This window comes from Algoriphagus antarcticus (assembly GCF_002150685.1).
Lineage (GTDB): Bacteria > Bacteroidota > Bacteroidia > Cytophagales > Cyclobacteriaceae > Algoriphagus > Algoriphagus antarcticus.
The window spans coordinates 45,889-66,168 of record NZ_MSSW01000044.1; the positions used below are offsets into that span (position 1 = coordinate 45,889).

Genomic DNA, 20,280 nt, shown 5'->3' on the forward strand with positions numbered 1-20,280 from the left:
GGCTAATCATTCTGGACTTATACTATTCTCTACAACCGATAATCCTAGATAGGCTAATATTACAAGGGGGATTCCTGCCAATCCAAACGACAAAATGAGCAACAGCCCAATAGCTAATAGCGCGTACCTAAATTTGTTTGAAGCGAAAGCATAGGACTTGAATTTCAGTGCGATTAAAGGAAGCTCCACAAGCAATAAGATCGCAAAGATCCAAGCGATGACCACCAAGAAAAAGGGTGAAGTGAGCCAAATACCCACCCAAGGCCACTGAATAGCGAAATAAGGCAAGGTGCTGATGAATAATGCGTTTGCAGGAGTGGGCAAGCCGATGAATTTATCGCTTTGTCTGGTATCCAAGTTGAACTTTGCCAATCGAACTGCAGATAATATTGGGACTATCAATGTAAGATAGGGAAGCCACTCAAGTTGAGTACTGACTTTGGTCATTTGAAAAAGAATCATCCCCGGAAGAACTCCAAAGGAAACCAGGTCGGCCAGTGAATCTAGTTGTTTTCCGATTTCACTTGGTACTTTCAGCAGTCTCGCGGCAAAGCCGTCAAAGAAGTCAAATATTGCTGCCAAAATGATGAAATAGGCACCTGAAACAACGTTACCATTGATTACCCAAATAATTCCAATCACTCCAGAAAGCAAATTCAGCAGTGTGAGTACATTTGGGATGTGAGATTTGATTTTCAAGATCTTGCGTTTTTACCCACGAATGGGTTGTGAATTTTTTCGAAAGCTATGGTGGTTTCAGGACCATGGCCTGAATAAATCACCGTTTCATCTGGAAGCGTAAATAGCTCTGATTTGATTTTACTTAAAAGCAACTTATGATTTCCTCCTGGTAAATCTGTTCGGCCAATACTTCCTCTGAAAAGCGTATCTCCAGCGATGCATTGATGCGAAGCTTCATGGTAAAAAACCACGTGGCCAGGAGCATGTCCAGGAACGAAAATGATTTTGAGCACTTCATCCCCGACTTCGATCTCTTCTCCTTCCTTGAGAAATCCATCAGCTTCGCTAGTTTCATAGCCTACAAAACCATAACTGGGAGCATAAACTTCCACAGCCTTTAGCACCGCAGCTTCCTCCTTATGAATGAGCAGCTCAACGCCAAAGGTTTTTTTTGCCCATGCATTTCCCAATACATGATCAATATGACAGTGCGTATTGAGTAATTGAGTGACCCGTATCTTTTTCTCTGCTACAAAATCCAGTAAATCTTTTCGCTCAGCGAGATCGAAGCAGCCTGGATCTATCAAAGTACCATTGCCTTTTTCATCATATAGCAAATAGGTGTTTTCCTGAAAAGGGTTGAATGTAAAAGACTTAATATGAAGCATGGGAAATGTATATGGGTAATGGAACAAAATAAGGAATTAAACCTTTATTTTGGGCTATGGAAATTGATTTTTTGCTCATTGGACAGGGACTTGCTGGTACAGCTCTGGCTTATAGACTGAAGCAAGCTGGTAAGAAAATCAGGATAATCGATGAGCCTGGAGCAAATAATTCGAGTAGAGTTGCTGCTGGACTTTTCAACCCTGTGACCGGTAGGAAGATGGTGAAAACATGGAAAGCTGACTTGCTTTTCCCCGTGATCAAACCGTTTTATCAAGAGCTAGAACAACTTACTGGAAGCAATTTTCTAACGGAAAAGGCAATCTACAGACCATTTCTCACTATCGAAGAGCAAAATGAATGGATGGGGCATAGTGCTGATCCAGGCTTTGAATCGTATTTGGAGAAGATTTATTCAGAAAGTCAATCTGAATTTCTTAGGGATCCTTACGGCGGGGTTATGCTTCGTAACTCAGGTTGGCTGAATATCAACAATCTACTTGATGCGATGACTTCGTATTTTAGGGAGGAATTGATTTCAGAAAAATTTGAAGAAAGTTTGCTTTCACGTAAAGGTGAATTTTGGTATTATCGTGATTTAAATGCTAAATCGATTATTTATTGCAATGGCTTAGGAGCGAAGAATTCCAGATTCTTCAATTATCTTCCGTTTGATCCTGTTAAGGGAGAAATTTTGGAAGTTAAACAACAGTTTACTCCGGATTATGTTGTGAACAGAGGAGTTTTCAGAGTTCATTTAGGAAATGGAATGCATCGGGTAGGGTCAACTTATACAAAGCATGATTTGGACGTAGGGGCTACAAATGCTGCGAAAACCGAGATTTTGGATAAATTGACAGATTTGGTTCGGCTTCCGGTAGAGGAAATTATCAGTCATAAGACTGGAATTAGACCTGCGACGAGAGATAGAAAACCATTTTTGGGAAAACATCCTATTGAAGTAGGCGTTTACTTATTCAATGGTTTTGGAGCCAAGGGTGTTTCACTTATTCCTTATTTCAGTGAACAAATGGTAACATATCTACTAAATGATAAGGCTATTGACTCGGAAGTGGACATAGCTCGGTATTTTAATTATATTTAAAGACACCTTTCAGCAAATCGAATGCGATATCACCTTTTCCGAATTATAGTTTTTGCTGGGTTATGGTCAAATTCATTTTTTGCCCTTGCTCAGTTTGACCAGGAGCGATTTGGCAAAAACAGAATTCAAAACCAGCAATTTGAATGGTATTATTACTCCTCAAATAATTTTGAGGTGTACTATTATGACCGTGGTGGCGCAAATGCCAAGATGGCCATTGATTATCTGGAAAGTGAGTTTAATCGACTCACGCAGATGATTGGTTATGTCGCTTACACCAAGCCAAAAATTTACATTTATAACTCTCCAGAAGAGCTTTTGCAAAGCAATATCAATCTCAACAAAGAAGAGTATAATGAGCAAGGCCAAACAAATTTCAATAGACTACTGGCAGAGGTGGCTTACAAAGGTGAAGTCGATTTGTTTAAACAAGATCTGATCTATGGTATCACCAAGGTGATCATAGAGGAAATGCTTTACGGCTCTTCTGTCTCTGATGCTTTTCAGTCCAATCTTACGAATAGCTTTCCAGAGTGGTATGTGGATGGTATTGCTTTGTATTTGGCAAAAGGATGGAGTCGGGAAATGGATGATTTCGTGAGGCATTACATCCAAGAGGATCAAAATCCAAAAATACTCAAACTGAAAGAAAAAGAAGCTGCCCTAGTTGGACAATCCGTATGGAATTACATCGCCGAAAGATATGGCAGAAGGTATATATCCAGTATACTAAATCTATCTAGGATAAATAGGAATGAAGAAAACAGTATAGCTAATACAGTAGGTCTCAACTACAAAACCTTCGCGGAAGATTGGAAAAAGTATTACTTAGATGTGAATAAGAAAGTTTCTTCGACTTTCAAAGTTCCTGATAGGGATGCGGCAGTAGCAGAGACTTCTCCGAGATTCATTGGTGCAATAAATGACATCAAATTTAGCCCTGATGGGCTTAATTTAGCTTATGTAATCAATAACGGCGGAAAATATAAAGTTCAGGTAAGAGACGTGAGTTCTGGACGAGAACAAACAATCTTTGCTGGAGGGACGGCCTTGCAAGATCAGGAGGCTAATTTCAGATCTCCGATTATTGCTTGGAGAGATTCGGCAAACATAGCCATTGCCTCTTTCAAACGGGGCTTTACCACATTGCGACTTAGATCACTGGATGGGTCAAATCAGGATAAAATATTCCTAAGGAATATTACCCAAATCCTTAGCCTTGACTTCAATAGTACAGGAAAAAACATGGTGCTTTCGGCTATTTCAAATGGGAAGTCTGATATCTATACCCTCAATGCCAGAGGTGCAGGCAAAAGGTTGACCAATGATTCTTTTGATGAATTGACACCGGTATTTCTGAATGATTCTACTATAATTTATTCTTCAAACGCGACAAATCTGCCAGATTCTGTGATGGGGAAAAATTTGGAGTTAGCTTCTTTGCCCAATTACTATAATCTCTATATGGTGCAAGTGACTGATACAATAGTCACGAAGCAGCTGACCAATTCAAATAGCAAAAACATAAGGCCGAGGAAGGTAAATAACAACACTATTGTTTACCTCTCCGATCTCAGTGGCATAAATAACCTGATGCGGATGAGTATTGGAAATCAAGTTTCTAATCAGATTTCTGCATTCAATAAAAGTTTGGAAGCATTCGATGTGAATAGTCGAATGAACAGAATGGCCTATTCGGTCCGAGATGGAAGAGAGAGTTATCTAGTTGTAGAAGGGTTCTCTAATTCTGATCAATTCACTCCAAGCACTCCAAGAGTACAGCTAGAGCAGGCAAAAAATCTGAATGAAAGAATGGCTGCAAGAAGAAGGTTAGAGGATAAGGAGGCAAAAGAAAACCCACCGCAGGTGACTCCGGAACCGAATCCTACTATTCAGCCATTGATAAAACTAGATACTACGGCAAAGAAGTCAACCTCTTCCATCGATCTCAAGCGTTTGAGTTTTGAGTCTAAAAATGGCATCAATACCGATAATTATACTTTCGATAATCTACCGAATAATTTAAACACTACTGAAGCAACAGTCTCTGAATCCAAAGCAAATCTGCTAGAAACTTTTAGAAAGCAGAGCCTAAAAAAGAGAGTGGTAGGGCCAAAGCAAATGGAACCGCAATTTTTTATAAATAATATAAATACCCGATTTGTGGTAGATCCGTTGAGGGGATTTGGGATTGGGCTTACAGGTAAAATGACTGATTTGCTCGATAATCATGCATTTCATGGAGGCTTGATGACTACACTTGACTTTAAATCAGGTGGGGATTTATTTTTTGAATATGAATATTTAAAAAGCAGAGTGGATTTCAAAGGAAGATTTGATCGCAAAACAATTCTGGTTGATGATCAGGGTGATATTACTGATCAAAAATATGTGCTGACGAAAGTGGAAGCAGGTCTTTCATATCCGTTGAATGCAAATTCAAAAGTTTCCCTTTCACCTTTTGTAGCAAAAACTCAATATTTCAACTTGAATTCTGATTCCTTGATCAATGGTCAAAATCCTGATCAAAATCGTCTTGATGTTAATTATGTAGGAGGAAGAGCAGAATTTGTTTATGATCGAACACAGCCTCTGGGACTTTATTCACAGACTGGATTCAAAGGAAAAATTGGTTATGTACAGTATCAATCTTTTGGTAATAAGGAACGCTCATTTAGTAATTTTTATCTGGATCTGAGAGAGTATAGAACCATCCACAAGAATATTGTTCTGGCTGCCAGATTATATGCAGGTTCATTCATGGGAAATAATCCCCAGACATATATTGTGGGGGGAATGGATAATTGGTTGTTCAATGAGTTTTACCGACCACCATCCAATAGACCTGAATCTTCACCTATCAGAAATCCTTCAGGTGTAGAAAATTCAAATATTCTTTTTGCTGATTTTGTGGATTTGAGAGGTTACGATTACGATGAAATTCGCGGTAGAAATATGGTTACATTCACGGCTGAGCTGAGAATTCCTGTATTCTCTTACTTGACTAGGGGGAATATCACATCGAATTTTATTCGAAATTTCCAATTAATCGGATTTTATGACGTTGGCTCCGCCTGGAACGACTCGGCACCTTGGGAGCGAGTAAATGATCAAAACACGGAAGTGATCAATACAGAAGGATCTCCTTTTACTATTGTACTGAACAATTTCAACAATCCTTGGCTACAAAGTTATGGCGCGGGATTACGTACAGTTTTGCTTAACTATTATGTCAAATTTGACGTGGCAAGACCAATTCGAAATTATGAATCAGAAGACTTAAGATTCTATGTAACTTTGGGTTTTAATTTCTAACTACAAATTTTATTATGATCAAGTCAATGACCGGTTTCGGAAATGCCGGATTTGAGGATGAGCGAATGGTAATACAGGTGGAAGTTCGCACCCTCAATTCAAAATTTTTGGATCTTTCCATCCGTAGTCCCAGACAGTTTAATGACAAAGAGCTAGAAATTAGAAATCTGGTTCAATCCATTTTGGATCGTGGTAAAGTGAGCATTTCGATTGATTTTCAATCTAAAGGTTCTGCCGAAATGCCAGTCAGCATTAATGAAGATTTGTTTAACCTGTTTTACCATAAGTATAAAGAACTTGCAGACAATGTAAATGATAACTCTCAGGATCTTTTCAAACTTGCTTTGCAATCTCCAAGTGTAGTCACGCAAGTAACTGGCGAGCAAAGAGATGATCAGGCAGATTGGGAGGAGATCAAAAAAGTCCTGACAATAGCTTTGAATAAATGTGATTCCTTCAGACAAGACGAAGGGAATTCTTTAGAGAAAAAGCTTCAAGGGAATATTGAAACCATAGCCAGTGGTTTAAGTAAAATTGAGGAGGAAGAAGGCAATCGAAAAGATAGAATCAAACAAAAGATCAGAAATCATTTCAAAGAATGGCTGGATGAGAATTCTTTTGATGCAAATCGCTTCGAGCAGGAATTGATTTATTACTTCGAAAAACTCGATATTACCGAAGAGATCGTGCGACTTGATACCCACTTGCAGTATTTCGCAAAGTGTCTGCATGAAGAAACCAGCCAAGGTAAAAAACTGGGTTTTATCAGTCAGGAGATAGGTAGAGAAATCAATACTATCGGCTCCAAGGCGAATGATGCAGGAATGCAAAAGCATGTGATCCTTATGAAAGATGAGCTTGAAAAAGTGAAAGAACAATCATTGAACGTTTTATAGAAAAAGGGGCATGCAGCCCCTATTTATTTTGATCAAAGGTAATCTCTTAGGCTAGTTCAATCGAAAGCGTATCGGCATAGTCATCCGAGACCTTACCGCTCTTCCTCCAATTTTACCTGGGTTCCAATTTGGTGAATTTTGTATAACTTCCTTGGCCACTTCATCACATCCACCGCCAATTGTCCTCACAAGTTCTATATCTTGAATTGATCCATCGGTGTTGACTACGAATCTTACTATTACCATTCCTTCAATACCCATTCTTTTTGCTTGCGAGGGGTACTTAAGGTTTTTGTTGAGATATGTGTACCAAGCATCCATGCCGCCTTTGAACACCGCCTGAACATCTACGTATTCCTCTACCTTGTCTACTTTCTCAATGCTGGGAGGAGCAGAGATTACTACTTCTGGAATATCCTTATCTTCTGTCGTATTGATGTCTACGGTGATACCGGCGAGTTTTTCTATCACAATATCATCGGGTTTGATTATTATCTCTATAGGAACTGGTGGTGGTGGAGGAGGAGGTGTTTGGACGGTAACAGGAATTTCTATATTATCCCAATCATCTCCCATTCCATCAAATGTCTTGATAGTTGCTTGATCCTTGGCTTTCCATTCGAAAGCCAACAAAACTACTCCGAGAGTTACTGCCAGTCCCAAGTTAAACAATGTGCCTGACCATCTTTTGAGATCAAACTTTGGGTTTTTTTTGTGTTGCATGAGTGTAAATTTAGAGGTTAGAAACACTACTCTAATAATCTACACTTCATAACTCGCTGATGCTAATCTACTAACACTTTTTAACTAAGCTAAAAGCCGTTAAAACGAAGTCAAAAAAAAGACCCGATTTCTCGGGTCTCTATGATTAGCTAAGTTTGAATCTAATCGGAAGTCTCATACGAGTACGTACTGGACGTCCACGCTGTTTTCCAGGTTCCCACTTAGGAGCTTCACTTACTACTTTGACCGCTTCTTCGTCACAACCTCCGCCGATTCCTCTCAAAACTTCAACGTCTTGAATAGAACCATCGGTGTTTACTACGAATACTACGATTACGGTACCTTCTACACCCATACGTCTAGCCTGAGTAGGGTATTTCAGGTTTTTAGAAAGGTATTGATTCCAACCTGACATTCCTCCAGGAGGATTTGGTTGGGTTTCCACAACGTCAAAGATTTGATCAACTTTTTCCTTTACAGGAGCTTCAGCGATTACCACTTCTTTGATTACAGTAGTTTCTTTTACATCGACATCAAAGTTAACTTCGATTTTTTCTTCGATCTCTACCTCATCAGGAATCTCCTGAATGATAGGCTGCTCTACTGGTGGTGGTGGTGGTGGTGGTGGCTGCTCTGTGATTGGAATATCTAGCAATTCTTCGAAGTTGTCAGTTACTTGACCAAGGTCTTTCAATGAACCATCGTCAAATGACTTCCATTCGAAGGCAGCAAGTGTAGCACCAACAGCTACTGCCAAACCAAGATTCAAGAACATTCCTGTTCTTTTGGTTAGATCAGCGCTGGGAGTCTTTTTTGCTTCCATGATAAGTTTGGTTTATTAAGGTTAATTTTTTCTTTTATTTCAGTTTAACAATTCTAATAATTAATAGGCACTAATCCAAGCCAATCGCCCTTGTCGGAATCTTAAAATATGCTAATAAACCTGCGGCTCCACCTATTTCATTGACAATCATGTCCATATAATCGAAAGATCGAAATGGAATATATAGTTGAGCGCATTCTAAAACTATTCCAGCGGCTACACCGAAAATCAAATAGTTTTTAAGAACTCTTCCCTGAAGGCCATTTACAAAAACTCTTTTCACACCTACTCCACACCAAAGAAAACTCAACGTGCCAAAACATACGAAGTGAATTAGTTTGTCCTCGAAGTTAAAGGAAGCGTCAGGGAAATTACCCCCCGGAGTCAACATGGCAACGGCAATTAATATCAGCGAAACTATAGCAAGTCCTAATCTCAAAATGGTTTACTTATTCTCCTACCAGTTCAGCATATTCTGCTGCAGAAAGCAAGTCAGAAGGTAATTCTTCCGTAATTTTGACTTTGATCATCCAGCCTTTCTCATAAGGGGATTCATTTACAAGTTCTGGAGAATCTTCCAAATCAGGATTTACTTCCAAAATTTCTCCTGTGACAGGCATAAACAAATCAGAAACGGTCTTTACCGCCTCTACTGAGCCAAAAACTGCATTGGTGTCCAATGTTTCACCTGTTGTTTCAACTTCTACATAAACGATATCACCTAGTTCGCCTGCGGCAAATTCAGTAATTCCAATAGTTGCAACATCACCATCGATTTTAACCCATTCGTGGTCTTTGGTGTACTTTAGTTCTTGAGGAAAATCCATGTTTGTAATTATTTATATCGGAGCCAAAATTAATAGGAAACAGGTACGAATGAAATCTATTGACCTAAATTAAATCGAAGTTGCCCACCGAAAGCTGTGGAAGTTCGCTTATAAGCTGTAGTCACCCTGGGATCATTGATAGTTCTGTCGAAATACAGTGTGAGATTTAGGTTTTGATTGATCAGATATGAAATGGTTGGTCTTATTGAAATATTCAAGTTACCACTCGTTACAGTACTACCTTCCTCTATCTTCCGCTGAATTTGTTTGGTACTAACCACCTTAGAATCCAATTTGAACTGAAGGTCATTTTTGAGAACCGTTTGCCTTCCCTGGAATTTGAAAGGGATTTTCATACCAGCTTTGGTATATCCTAAGGTCAATCCAAAATCGTTGCTTTTTTGCTCTGTTACTTGTGAGTTAGAGAAGTTCAAGCCTAGGTTCCGTTCCTTATTGTATATCAGGGCGATATTCAATCTGTCTTTTGTTAATAAATCTATTCCAATCAGCGGGCCAAATCTTTCCGTGAGTACAACCTGATTAAGCACATATATTGGAATAAATTGCCCTACTTCATTCACTTGAGTGGGTCTTGGGATTTGTTGAAGTGTGTTGTAAAGCTCCAGTCCTTGCTGGTATTGAAGGGAATTGGAGAAATTACTCACGTCATAGGTAGATGTGTACATATGGGTGATATTGATACTACTGAATACTTCACTCAATCCTTTTATTCTAGAAAGTCCACGGTAATCCAATCGCCAGTTTGGCAAAGGTGTCTTAGGAAAAGAATTCATGTTGAAAGTAGCAGGGTCTTTACCACGATAGGCAGCTAGGAAAGCAGGAATTAATACAGTTTGGCCATTGATGCTATATTCTCCGCCAGTGTCCATTACATCCAATCTGCTTTTGATGATTGCTCTGTTATTTTCGAAATCGGTGAAAAGTGGCGAGACATTATCAAAACCGTCCTTGCTAAAAGCGGTTCCGAGCATAATCGTTGTGATGCTATATGCCCCCAATCTATTCGGGCTGATGGATTCGTAAACTCCAGGATTATCGATAGAATTCCTGAAAATTTCTTGATAATCTCCAACTTCTCTTTTGGAAGCATTCAGGGTGATTTTAAAGTCTTGAAAAGGCTCTATTAAACTACCAAACCTCATATTCACTACGCTACTCTGACTGAAGGTCTGCGTCAGCGCACTACTTGGTGCCATTATTCCGGCTTGAGCAAATTCATTTCTTATACCTGCGTCCTGGCTACCTAGTAAGAAAGCCAAGCCGGGGTTTTCAAATGCACGATCCATTCCCAAAAGTCCTGTATTAGGCATATAACCAGGTAAGAAAGTACCTTCAATTTTCCCATAATTGAAAGTGACCTCCTTCACCATCATAAGTGTTTTAAGTAGCTTATTAGTGAAGGGCGTCCCTACCGTATCTTCCGCTTGTGTCCCAGGCCTACCAGGAATACTTGGTCGTTTGGGAGCATTTAGTGCAGCTAGTTTTTTGCTTTTATTGTAGAGCTTGATTAGATCTAGCTTACCGTTGAGAGACTGATCACGTGTGTTTTGAATGGTGTTACCAAGCGTATCTTTTTGTCCTATAGCACCGGTCAACCAAGTATATGTAGTGGTGTATTTATAATCTGCTCTAATCCAGTCTGTGAGAGGGGATTTGTCTAGCGGTAGGGTATAATTAATGGATATGTTATGATTGTAATTAGTACGTCGGCCAAATCTCCACGCATTGTACTTCAGTGAATCAGATTTCTGCTCCGTATCCAAATCGCCCTGAGGTTCATCTACTATAGCCATTACACTTCCTGTATAGTCCACCCGTAGATTTTTTGTCAAATCCCAATTTACCGAGTAAAAGCGGTTCATAAAAAAACTTTTCTGGAAAAGAGGATCTACTCCGGATGTACTGAGCTGATCATTTCTATACTGAGATCTTAAATACTTTCGATCAATATCCAATCTGGCTAATACCAGAGTAGGGGATAGATTCAGGTTGAAATCTTTGATTAATTTTAAATAAGGGGAATCTAGGAAAGCTGAATTTTTGAATGGCTCTATGGTAATAGGTTTTGGCTGGAAGCTATAAGTGACGTTTCCTCGATAAGTTTTGTAGCTATATTCCTGAATTTGTGCATTGGTCTGGTTCATAAAGCCAAAAGCATATGAAAATGATAAATTGCTTAGGTCGTAGAAATTGCTTTTTGCTTCAGGATTAGTTTTGATTTTCCGCACATTATTGAAACTTATGTTTTTGCGGTTCACTTGCTCCAATGCAATGTTTCGATACTCATCTTTTTGATCCTGAGTATCGAATTTTTGCAAGGCCACTTCAAAAGGCACATCAGGATTTAAAGGATCGTACTCTGGCTTCGTCGTACTATTTTCTATAGATAAATACATTGGAATACTGATTCCCAAAGCTTCCGGTAGTAGCTTGTGAATTTCTACATTGGTAGAAATGTCATACTGGGTGGTTGCTTGTCTGGATCGTTCAGAAAGTCTTGTTTCCAATCCTCCAAAGCCTATTGAATTGTGTCTGATTGATCCCGAGACAACCGCTACATCTGCGATTTTTACATTCATTAATGCATTTGCTGCCCAGCCATTTGATTTGGTAAAGCCCGTCACCCTAAGCTCATTTGCCCAAATACAGATGCTGCGACTACCTCCTCCATTGGTTCCGGGATTTCTTACTCCAATCATCGAAGATTGGGACTGACTCAATTCAGGGCGACCTACTACAGTTACCGTGTATATGCCTATTTGCTGCGAAAAAGGAATGTTCAGCGGTACTTGCTTGTTGTCACGTTCTACTTTTACCCCGACAATATCTTGTATTGCAATATCAATTTCATTGGCTGCTGGCCATATCTGACCAGGATCTCTTGTTCCTTTAGGAGTAATCAAAAGAGGAACCTCGATCTCGTAATAGTTATCTGTGTAGTCCGTGCCTAATCTCAGGAATGCATTGATTTCACCATCCATGGCATCCTCACTGTCGGCGTGCAGGAACATTTTGATTCGCTCAAACTGTACCAAGTCTAAAGTCACATTTTTGAATACAGCTCTAGCGTCTTTTGCGCCTAGATCTTCTACACACACCCGAAGGGATTGCTCATTTAGTCTTCGCTCAACAGTCGAAGTATTGTCACGGTCTCTATTGATGCCCGGAGGCAGCACATAAGGGCTTTCGGTAGCGCTTCCCTGACTGTTTTCTTCGATACTCACCACATCTACTGTCACGTTAGAATTGTCCGGCTCTGGGATTTCGAAAAGACCTCTCTCGAAAAGAGATTCTTGAAATACTCGCCACTGACTTCCAACCATTCGGAAATTAGCCATTCTGAGCACGACTGGCTGCTCAAAATCAGTCAAATAAGTTCTAATCCAGCGGATAGACTTGAATCCCGTGATGTCACCTTCGACACGATCGGGCTGACGAACAGGAATCCGGAACAAATACCAGTCTACATTTTCCCCGCCTTCATTATGGGTGGTTTTGTCCACAATGTAATTTTGTCCTACCACTAAGTTGCCTGGCTTCAGATCCATCTCGTAAGAATAGTAATTCTCCAGTTCGTTGATGGTATTATCAGTGTTTAAGTCTTCGTTATCGGGTGTGTTTGATCCTGAAGGTGTATATGGAAGATTTTCATTGGCGGTTACGGGTGTATTGCCTTCCATGCCATTGAACTTCTTGTATCGTTCTAATATTTTGGCATCTTCTTGGTCAAAATTTTCGCTTAGATAATATTTGAACAAATCGGAAGAAACATCCTGAAGAATTTGATTTCTGGCTGTTGCGTTTACATTGAGACGATTTAGAAAAACAGAACCGAAATAGGCCGCTTCATCTTCATTTTTCAATCCGTCTAGGCCTACGTCCTGATTCTGTCTGGACGTTTCGGAATTGTCAAAAGCAGGTAGAAGAAATTGCTCACGGGTAATTCTTCCCCATTCGTTTTGCCCCGTTTCGGCTGGGTCGCCATCGGCAGGAAGACCATTTTCGAAGGAATGGCGCCCATCTTTCATCACATCTTCGGAGATGTCTCCAAGATTGATGAAAAGCTTACCGCCAGTGGTGTTATTTTGGTTAAACACACCATCCAATACACGGCCATTTTCTCCTTCAATAAATGGATCCAACAGCCAAAATTCTATGTACTCTATATTCGTGCGGTCAAAATCAACTTCGGTAGTAATAGCCCTAGTTACACCACCATAATTTCTTTTAGGAGTTGGTAGAAATCCATCTGTAGTCAGATCTGTATTGTAATTATACATTCCACGCTCGCTTGGGAAGTAGGCCAATTCAAAAAGAGGTTCTGGCGTGACGATCACTTCTCGATCTTGCTGAGGGAAAATTTCCTGGGGAACTACGCGTCTTACATAGTGATTTCTACGGTCTTCACGAGTAATATTGGCTGGAACTCCCTGGCCGCTTTCTCTATAGAAAATATTGTCAATATTGTACCAAGCAATTCTGGCTCTGCGATAGGCAGACCCAAGATTATCTTCAGTCTGATTACTCAGGTCAAACCTGTCGTCAAATGTTTGAGGAGTAGATGACAATTTCCAATTTTGGTTAGCAGCACCACCCAAGTTATAAGGAGTAATTGCTGCCTCAAAATCATCAATGTATGAAGCCTGCTCGCCATTCACTCTATTGGAAGTGCCAGGAATCAAATGTGCGAATTCGCCACTTAACTGGATGAGTGAGGTTTCTTTAGTGCTTGTGAAAGGTAGAGCATCGGCCATTTTAGTTAGCCAGCGTGATTCATCACTGAAGTTTCCATCCAATCCCCACATGCTATTTCTCAACGTTTCACTGCCTGTGGCAATTCTCGTGACGTTTGGTCTCTCATTTAAATAAAGGAAAGTTCCTCCCATAGTAAACTTGTCGCTGAATAAGTAATCCAACCTAGTTCCCAGTAAACTTCGCGTTTGGAAGGATACCAAATCAGCTTTTTCAAAACTAACGTTGATTTGCTTACCAGACTGTAGGATTGCATCGTTGATAATGACAAGTCTTCCCACATTATAATCTATCGTAAAATCAACACCTTCTGTAAGTGGGATATTACCAGCCTGAACAATCACAGAACCGGGAGAAATATTCAGACCGGGTAATTGGATTTCACTTGCCGAGCCTGCAGTCAAGCGCCCTTTGATGAAGTATTTGTTTAGCCGTGTGACTAACTCGGCATCAGCTTGAGTCGTTTGGTATAGTGTGTCATAGACATATTTATCCTTGAGTACTACCTCACCAGGCAGGAAATATTTTTCAAGATTTGATCCAAAAGGTTCTAGAACTGGAAACACCAAAAGCCCTCGATCTGTGAGAATGGTGAGCCCTTCTACAAAGTCAAAATTTCCGTCTGGGGCAGGATCGTTCTGTGGATTCAGATTGTCTAGTCCTGTGAGTCGAATCAGTGGTTGGTCTTTAACTTCTGCTCCCTCCAAAAGCGAAGGATTGTCTAGTCCTGTCCGATCATCTCTATAGATTACCTGAAGCTGAAAACCATCTCGGGTGATTTGATTTGCGTTCAGACTATAGATGTTTTTCATCATTAGATCCCACGTAGGGACACGGGTATTTATTCGAGCAGGTCGAAGAAGCTTCAAGAAGATCATTTCATCTTCCTGTATGTTTTGATAATCTTCGGTTAGTTCGCCGACTTTATAAACTTGACCGTTATAGGTGTATTCGTAGGAGACTGCGAGAACCTCATCATTTTGAAGTCTTCTAAAAAGGGATAAATAGCCGAGTTGTGGATTGAAAAAATATTCTGTTTGATCTAGTTTACGGGCGCCATTAATTTGTTCAAAATCAACACCCTTCTGGATGCCTAAGCTTGTTTCGATAGCTCTGGATCCTGTATCAAATGGACGAAAAGCGGGGTTGCCTGATATGTTTGAATAGAGATTGTTGGCAGAATTCCCTGCTGGTGCTGAAGGATTCCCCGGGCCAATATTAGGATTAGTAGGGTTTAAGAGTACTCTTCCTTCACCCAGATCCATGAATGCTGCAAAATTTCGCAGTGTTTCAGTATTTGCCGCTCGGTTCATGATATAGACTTCGATTCTAGTCACATTCACACCCGAAAGTACCTGAGGAAGTCCTCTCAGCCATTTTTCGTAATTGTCGCGGAAAAAATGCCCGATAAAGAAATGTCGATTTTCATCGTAATTGGAAGCCTGTATGTCAAATGATCTGCCTTGACCATTGGCATCAATCGTCAAGTTATCTCTACGTCCTCGCTGAGTCGAAGCGACTGCAGTTACTCCTAATTTGCCGAATTGGAGCTGTGTTTTAACACCAAAAAGATTCTGTGCTCCCTGTATCAATCTATTTTGAACAGGCATACTGACATTTCCGATTTCAATGGACTGGATGATATCTTCTTCGAAACCTTTGAATTCTAGTTTCATTTGGTTTTGAAAGTCAAAGGAATTATTTGAGTCGAAATTGGCGCCGATTTTCACTTTTTCACCCAATGATCCATTTACCGCCATTTGGATTTGCTGATCAAAATTGAAACCTCCATTTCTCTGTTGTCTAATCGGAAGGGTAGGATTATCTATACGTCGAAAAATAGCTCCGAAGTCTAGGTTTACATATCCTGATGGTACGATGTTTATTTCACTTCCTCCAAATAGTCTATCTAAAGAAGGGCTTACAGTCAGTGGAGGAATCAGGCCTCTTCCTTCTACTGCACTTTCTCCATCGCCACCGCGTGCTCTGCTCCGCCAGTAGTCTTGCCTGACTTTATATTCTTGGATTCTTGAAAATTGCTCGAAATCGTATTCCTGCTCATTGCCCACTCGGACGGTGTCAATCTGATCCACGACGTTATAGCGAAGTGTGGAATCTACCTTTACTTCTACATTTTGAGTAATAGGGTTGGCTTGTAAAAATGGTGTCTGGGACTGTAGAAAGGGGTTGCGTGTGGGGAATAGGGGGTTTGTCCTCAGGTTTTGCCAGAGCAAATACGAGGGGGTAAGTCTCCTTAGATTCAAAGAATCAATCCGAGACTGAACACTGTCAGGATTGGTTTGTTGAGCCTCAGAAGTGGAATAGGCTAGTAGGAGACCAAAGAGGATGAATAATTTAGGCCAACTACCGAGAAACCTCCTCCCGTAAAAAGTGGGTACACTCCAAAAGTTCAATTCAACTTAAAATTATGATGTTTTTAAAGATGCTTTAATTAAATCTTCTAACGAAATTTCTCCAGTGGTTTTTTTGAGGACTGTCGCTATATTTTTCTCTGCGGCGGCTTTCGGAAAACCAAGCGTTATTAGTGCTTGTAACGCTTCTTCGCGGATTTTATTGCCTGATTTAAGGAATCCTAATGATGCTATGGAAGTGTCAGATCCACCTTTGCCTACTTTATCTTTCAGCTCCAAAATTATTCTTTGAGCTGTCTTTGCTCCTATCCCTTTGACGTGTTGGATGGTAGCTACATCTCCTGCCAGAATAGCATGTTCTATTTCAGATGAACTAAGCGAAGAAAGAATCATTAAGCCTGTGCTCGGTCCAACTCCATTAATAGAAAGCAATAATAAAAAAAGGCGCTTTTCATCTTCCAGCTTGAATCCGAAAAGTGTGTGCGCATCTTCTTTGATATGAAGGTAGGTGAGGAGCTTGATTTGCTCCTCATCTTTTATTTCAGTGTAGGTTTGCAGAGAAATCTTCACGTGATATCCAATTCCATTTACATCTATAATTACATAGGTAGGGTCCTTGAATACTAGTTTTCCACTTAGGTAATCGATCATAGATTGTTAGTGGATTGGGCATCTACTACAGCTACAGCTACCATATTTACGATTTCTCTAATCGAACTACCCAGCTGCAGGATATGCACTGGTTTGTTCATTCCTAGCAAAATCGGGCCTATTGCTTCGGAGTTTCCAAGTTCTGCAAGAAGCTTATAGGCTATGTTTCCTGAACTCAAATCTGGAAAGATTAACGTATTTGCTCTCTTATTGATGAGTTTGGAGAAAGGATACATTTCACGCTGGATGTCTTCATTGATCGCTACGTTTGCCTGCATTTCACCTTCTATTATTATGTCTGGATATTTTTTCTGGGCTAGCGCAGTTGCCTTGGCCATTTTGCCTGGAATATCCCCCTTGGCGGAGCCAAAGTTGGAATAAGAAAGAACCGCAATTCGAGGCTCAACATTAAAGAATCTCACAGCATCCGCAGTCAAGCCAATGATTTCCACCAATTCTTCTGCTGTAGGATTCAAGTTTACTGTAGCGTCAGCAAAGAAATATGGGCCTTTTGGGGTATTCATGATGTACATACCCGCCACACGATTTACTCCTGGTTTCACACCAATAGTCTGAAGTGAAGGCAGAATAGTTTTCGGGTAATCACGGGTAAGTCCAGAGATGAAAGCATCTGCTGCTCCGGATTCCACCATCAAGGCACCAAAGTAATTTCTCTGCGTGACCAGTCTTGCTGCATCTCCCACTGTCATTCCTTTTCTTTGTCGCTTTTGGAAGAGCATTTTTGTGAATTTCTTCAGCATCTCTTTTTCTTCCATTGGATCTATGATGGTGACGTTTGTCAGATCCAATGAATTGTCCACTATTAGAGATAATATTTTTTCTCTGTTGCCTAGAAGTATTGGCTCGCCGATCTTTTCATCTCGGATGATCTGAGCAGCCTTAAGGATTTTTCTATTGTCTGCTTCAGCAAATACTACTCGCTTCGGATTTTTCTTCGCTCTGGCTATCACCACAGACATCAGTCTCTGGTCAATGCCAATCCTTTCCTGAAGCTCCAGCTCATATGCTTCCCAGTCTTTTATTGGATATTTTGCTATGCCTGTGTCCATTGCAGCTTTAGCTACTGCAGGAGCGATAGTAGTAATCAAGCGTGGATCAAGAGGCTTTGGAATCAAATACAATCGGCCAAAACCAAGTTTGTCCTCACCATATGCCTTATTGACAATATCTGGAACTGGTTCTTTAGCTAGTTTGGCAATTGCCTCAGCGGCCGCAAGCTTCATAGCTTCATTGATCGAAGTAGCTCTCACGTCCAAAGCACCTCTGAATATGTATGGAAAACCAAGCACATTATTCACTTGATTAGGATGATCAGATCGACCTGTGGCCATGATCAAATCCTCACGCGCAGCTACTGCAAGATCATAAGTGATCTCAGGATCAGGATTTGCCAAAGCGAAAACAATCGGATTTGGTGCCATTAGTCTTAATTGATCCTGGCTTACTATATTTCCTGCAGATAGTCCAAGAAATACATCCGCATCTTTCATAGCATCTGTAAGAGTATATAGGTCTCTTTCTGTAGAGAATTCTCTTCTGATCTCATCTAGGTCGGTTCTGTCGGATCGCAGGATCCCGACAATATCGCAAAGGACAACATTCTCTTTTTTTATCCCCAGAGAAATGTAAAATCGAGTACATGAAATCGCTGCTGCTCCAGCACCGTTCACTACCAATTTGATTTGGGAAATGTCTTTTTCTACAATCTCAAGTGCATTTAGCAAAGCTGCCCCAGATATAATCGCAGTACCATGCTGATCATCATGCATGACGGGAATGTTCATTTGCTTCTTGAGTGCAGTTTCTATTTCAAAACATTCTGGTGCTTTGATATCCTCCAGATTTATTCCGCCAAAAGTAGGCTCAAGGGACTTTATTATTTGTATTAATTTTTTCGGATCCTTTTCATTGATCTCAATATCGAATACGTCAATCCCTGCAAATTTCTTGAAAAGAACGCCTTTCCCTTCCATTACGGGTTTGGACGCTTCTGGCCCTATGTCACCTAGGCCAAGAACAGCCGTGCCGTTTGAAATCACACCTATCAAATTGCCTTTGGCAGTGTATTTATAGATGTTTTCTACGTCCGCAGCGATTTCCTTGCATGGCTCTGCCACCCCAGGGGAGTAAGCAAGAGCAAGATCCATTTGGCTTGAAAGGGGCTTTGTGGGGATTACTTCAATTTTGCCAGGCGAACCTTGCGTATGATAATTAAGTGCGTCTTCCTTGCGGATTTTGATTGCCATAAAAAGCTAGTATAATTTGGGTTTTAGGCCCCCTGGTCATCCGTCCAACTCACGTTGGTGTTGAGAAGAATGGTCTCGATCTCACGGAGGGCATCTCTGTGTATTTCATTTGGATAAAATACGAAGCCTTCAATGTAATAAAGTTTTCCTTTTTTCTGATCAACCATAAGGTAACCCAGGAAGGATCCACCCATGCTGATGTTGTTGGTTTTCCAGGAACCTCTAATTTCTGTGGTAAAATTATCATTAATCGTCATGTTTCTGAAAGCTGGAGGGATTTGTTTTTCAGATACCACATAAGAAGTCGGGTCTTCCGGATCACCAAAAATGTATTGTTTTGTGATAGAGTCTCTGAGTGCTAGGATGTTTACAGGGAATGTTTGCTCCTCGGAGATGTAATCAGTTTCGTAGAAAAATAAACTTATGTCAGCTCTGTTTCCGCTTGGCGTGATCTGTCTTACCCAAAGAAAATCGTCTTCAGACTTTGCCACTTGATAGGAAGCAGGCACATTTATTTCGATTCCTAGATTTTTTTTAGCTTCAAAAGCAGCAGCTGAGTTTTTTCTGGCAAGAATAATTTTTTCCAATCTGCCCCTTTCTCTTACTTCGAATAGATTCTGTAGTCGTCCACCATTTTCCTTAAGATTTTCAATAAGTTGATCTTCAGTATTTCCAAATAGATACAATACTTCCTGACCAATCGCATATTCATCCTCGATTCTCAATGAATAAATATTGGCATCATTCATCGCTTTTTCTTTGGATTCTTTAGAGAACTGTGCATTAATTACCTGACTTGCAGAGCCTTTGTCATCAAAAGTAGTGACGTAAATAATGTTGGTGGACATTTTAAGAATACGAGTCATTGCTCTTGGATCCACTGTGTTTACTTTGAATTTTGCTTCAGAACGAATCATTCCCGGAATGTCGGATTCAAAAATCTCTTTTAGCTCATCTCCTACAGGGCCAGCCCATTTTACGGAGTCTATTACCACGATGATTTCGCCGATTGTTCCCCTTGCTTTTGGTTTTGAGCTATCCGCAGTAGTTCCGCTAGAGTCACAGGAAGCTAAAATACAACCCATAACTAGGGCTATGAAAATGGATGAAAAGGTTTTCATTTTTGGTCGTTTGGTTCTTGGATGAGGTCAAATTAATGACATAAAAACACTTATCCTTAT

13 protein-coding genes are annotated in these 20,280 nt (G+C 40.4%); 3 read left to right on the top strand and 10 right to left on the bottom strand.

From position 1 onward, the window contains the following. Positions 1-6 precede the first annotated feature (6 nt). Together pssA and BVH04_RS14675 are read right to left on the bottom strand one after the other, a co-directional pair. Positions 7-699 (bottom strand): CDP-diacylglycerol--serine O-phosphatidyltransferase, encoded by a 693-nt coding sequence (gene pssA / locus BVH04_RS14670; RefSeq protein ID WP_086542215.1) that lies wholly within the window; start codon positions 697-699, stop codon positions 7-9. Further along, positions 696-1,349, bottom strand: coding sequence for an MBL fold metallo-hydrolase (locus BVH04_RS14675; protein ID WP_086542216.1), 654 nt, complete (start codon positions 1,347-1,349; stop codon positions 696-698). Before BVH04_RS14675 ends, pssA begins: the two co-directional genes overlap by 4 nt. 56 nt (positions 1,350-1,405) lie before the next feature. On the opposite strand from BVH04_RS14675, the gene BVH04_RS14680 reads away from it, so the two are divergent. From BVH04_RS14680 to BVH04_RS14690, 3 genes are read left to right on the top strand one after another with little or no spacing between them, the layout of a single operon-like run. Further along, positions 1,406-2,452 carry an NAD(P)/FAD-dependent oxidoreductase gene (locus BVH04_RS14680; RefSeq protein WP_086542217.1) on the top strand — a complete coding sequence of 349 codons (1,047 nt, stop codon included), beginning with the start codon at positions 1,406-1,408 and terminating at the stop codon, positions 2,450-2,452. Between the two features lie 21 nt (positions 2,453-2,473). Beyond that, the gene (locus BVH04_RS14685) at positions 2,474-5,767 is read left to right on the top strand and encodes a biopolymer transporter Tol (protein ID WP_169714443.1); all 3,294 of its coding nucleotides are present in this window, start codon (positions 2,474-2,476) and stop codon (positions 5,765-5,767) included. A gap of 14 nt (positions 5,768-5,781) precedes the next feature. Beyond that, on the top strand, positions 5,782-6,663 hold the full coding sequence (locus BVH04_RS14690; RefSeq protein ID WP_086542218.1) for a YicC/YloC family endoribonuclease: 882 nt from the start codon (positions 5,782-5,784) through the stop codon (positions 6,661-6,663). Positions 6,664-6,714: 51 nt separating this feature from the next. Here BVH04_RS14690 and BVH04_RS14695 read toward each other — a convergent pair whose 3' ends face one another. The 8 genes from BVH04_RS14695 to BVH04_RS14730 form a co-directional block, all read right to left on the bottom strand. Next, positions 6,715-7,386: an energy transducer TonB gene (locus BVH04_RS14695; protein WP_086542219.1), complete on the bottom strand. Its 672-nt coding sequence runs from the start codon at positions 7,384-7,386 to the stop codon at positions 6,715-6,717. 145 nt (positions 7,387-7,531) lie between these two features. After that, positions 7,532-8,209: an energy transducer TonB gene (locus BVH04_RS14700; protein WP_086542220.1), complete on the bottom strand. Its 678-nt coding sequence runs from the start codon at positions 8,207-8,209 to the stop codon at positions 7,532-7,534. Between the two features lie 70 nt (positions 8,210-8,279). Continuing rightward, on the bottom strand, positions 8,280-8,648 hold the full coding sequence (locus BVH04_RS14705; RefSeq protein WP_140160599.1) for a VanZ family protein: 369 nt from the start codon (positions 8,646-8,648) through the stop codon (positions 8,280-8,282). Between the two features lie 10 nt (positions 8,649-8,658). Continuing rightward, positions 8,659-9,036 (bottom strand): glycine cleavage system protein GcvH, encoded by a 378-nt coding sequence (gene gcvH / locus BVH04_RS14710; RefSeq protein WP_086542222.1) that lies wholly within the window; start codon positions 9,034-9,036, stop codon positions 8,659-8,661. A gap of 56 nt (positions 9,037-9,092) precedes the next feature. After that, complete coding sequence (gene sov / locus BVH04_RS14715; RefSeq protein WP_240510942.1) at positions 9,093-16,043, bottom strand: T9SS outer membrane translocon Sov/SprA; 6,951 nt, start codon at positions 16,041-16,043, stop codon at positions 9,093-9,095. A gap of 192 nt (positions 16,044-16,235) precedes the next feature. After that, entirely contained in the window at positions 16,236-16,832 is a 597-nt protein-coding gene (ruvA, locus tag BVH04_RS14720) for a Holliday junction branch migration protein RuvA (RefSeq protein ID WP_086542224.1), read from the bottom strand. Continuing rightward, a complete protein-coding gene (locus tag BVH04_RS14725) occupies positions 16,829-19,099 on the bottom strand; it encodes an NADP-dependent malic enzyme (RefSeq protein ID WP_086542225.1) in 2,271 nt (756 codons plus the stop codon). Before BVH04_RS14725 ends, ruvA begins: the two co-directional genes overlap by 4 nt. Before the next feature lie 23 nt (positions 19,100-19,122). Next, positions 19,123-20,220, bottom strand: coding sequence for a DUF4837 family protein (locus BVH04_RS14730; protein ID WP_086542226.1), 1,098 nt, complete (start codon positions 20,218-20,220; stop codon positions 19,123-19,125). Positions 20,221-20,280: the final 60 nt, after the last annotated feature.

Coding starts and splice junctions, on each gene's coding strand:
- BVH04_RS14730 (WP_086542226.1), bottom strand. CDS start 20,220: ATGAAAACCTTTTCATCCATTTTCATAGCCCTAGTTATGGGTTGTATT.
- BVH04_RS14700 (WP_086542220.1), bottom strand. CDS start 8,209: ATGGAAGCAAAAAAGACTCCCAGCGCTGATCTAACCAAAAGAACAGGA.
- BVH04_RS14685 (WP_169714443.1), top strand. CDS start 2,474: ATGCGATATCACCTTTTCCGAATTATAGTTTTTGCTGGGTTATGGTCA.
- ruvA (WP_086542224.1), bottom strand. CDS start 16,832: ATGATCGATTACCTAAGTGGAAAACTAGTATTCAAGGACCCTACCTAT.
- BVH04_RS14680 (WP_086542217.1), top strand. CDS start 1,406: ATGGAAATTGATTTTTTGCTCATTGGACAGGGACTTGCTGGTACAGCT.
- BVH04_RS14725 (WP_086542225.1), bottom strand. CDS start 19,099: ATGGCAATCAAAATCCGCAAGGAAGACGCACTTAATTATCATACGCAA.
- BVH04_RS14695 (WP_086542219.1), bottom strand. CDS start 7,386: ATGCAACACAAAAAAAACCCAAAGTTTGATCTCAAAAGATGGTCAGGC.
- gcvH (WP_086542222.1), bottom strand. CDS start 9,036: ATGGATTTTCCTCAAGAACTAAAGTACACCAAAGACCACGAATGGGTT.
- BVH04_RS14690 (WP_086542218.1), top strand. CDS start 5,782: ATGATCAAGTCAATGACCGGTTTCGGAAATGCCGGATTTGAGGATGAG.
- BVH04_RS14675 (WP_086542216.1), bottom strand. CDS start 1,349: ATGCTTCATATTAAGTCTTTTACATTCAACCCTTTTCAGGAAAACACC.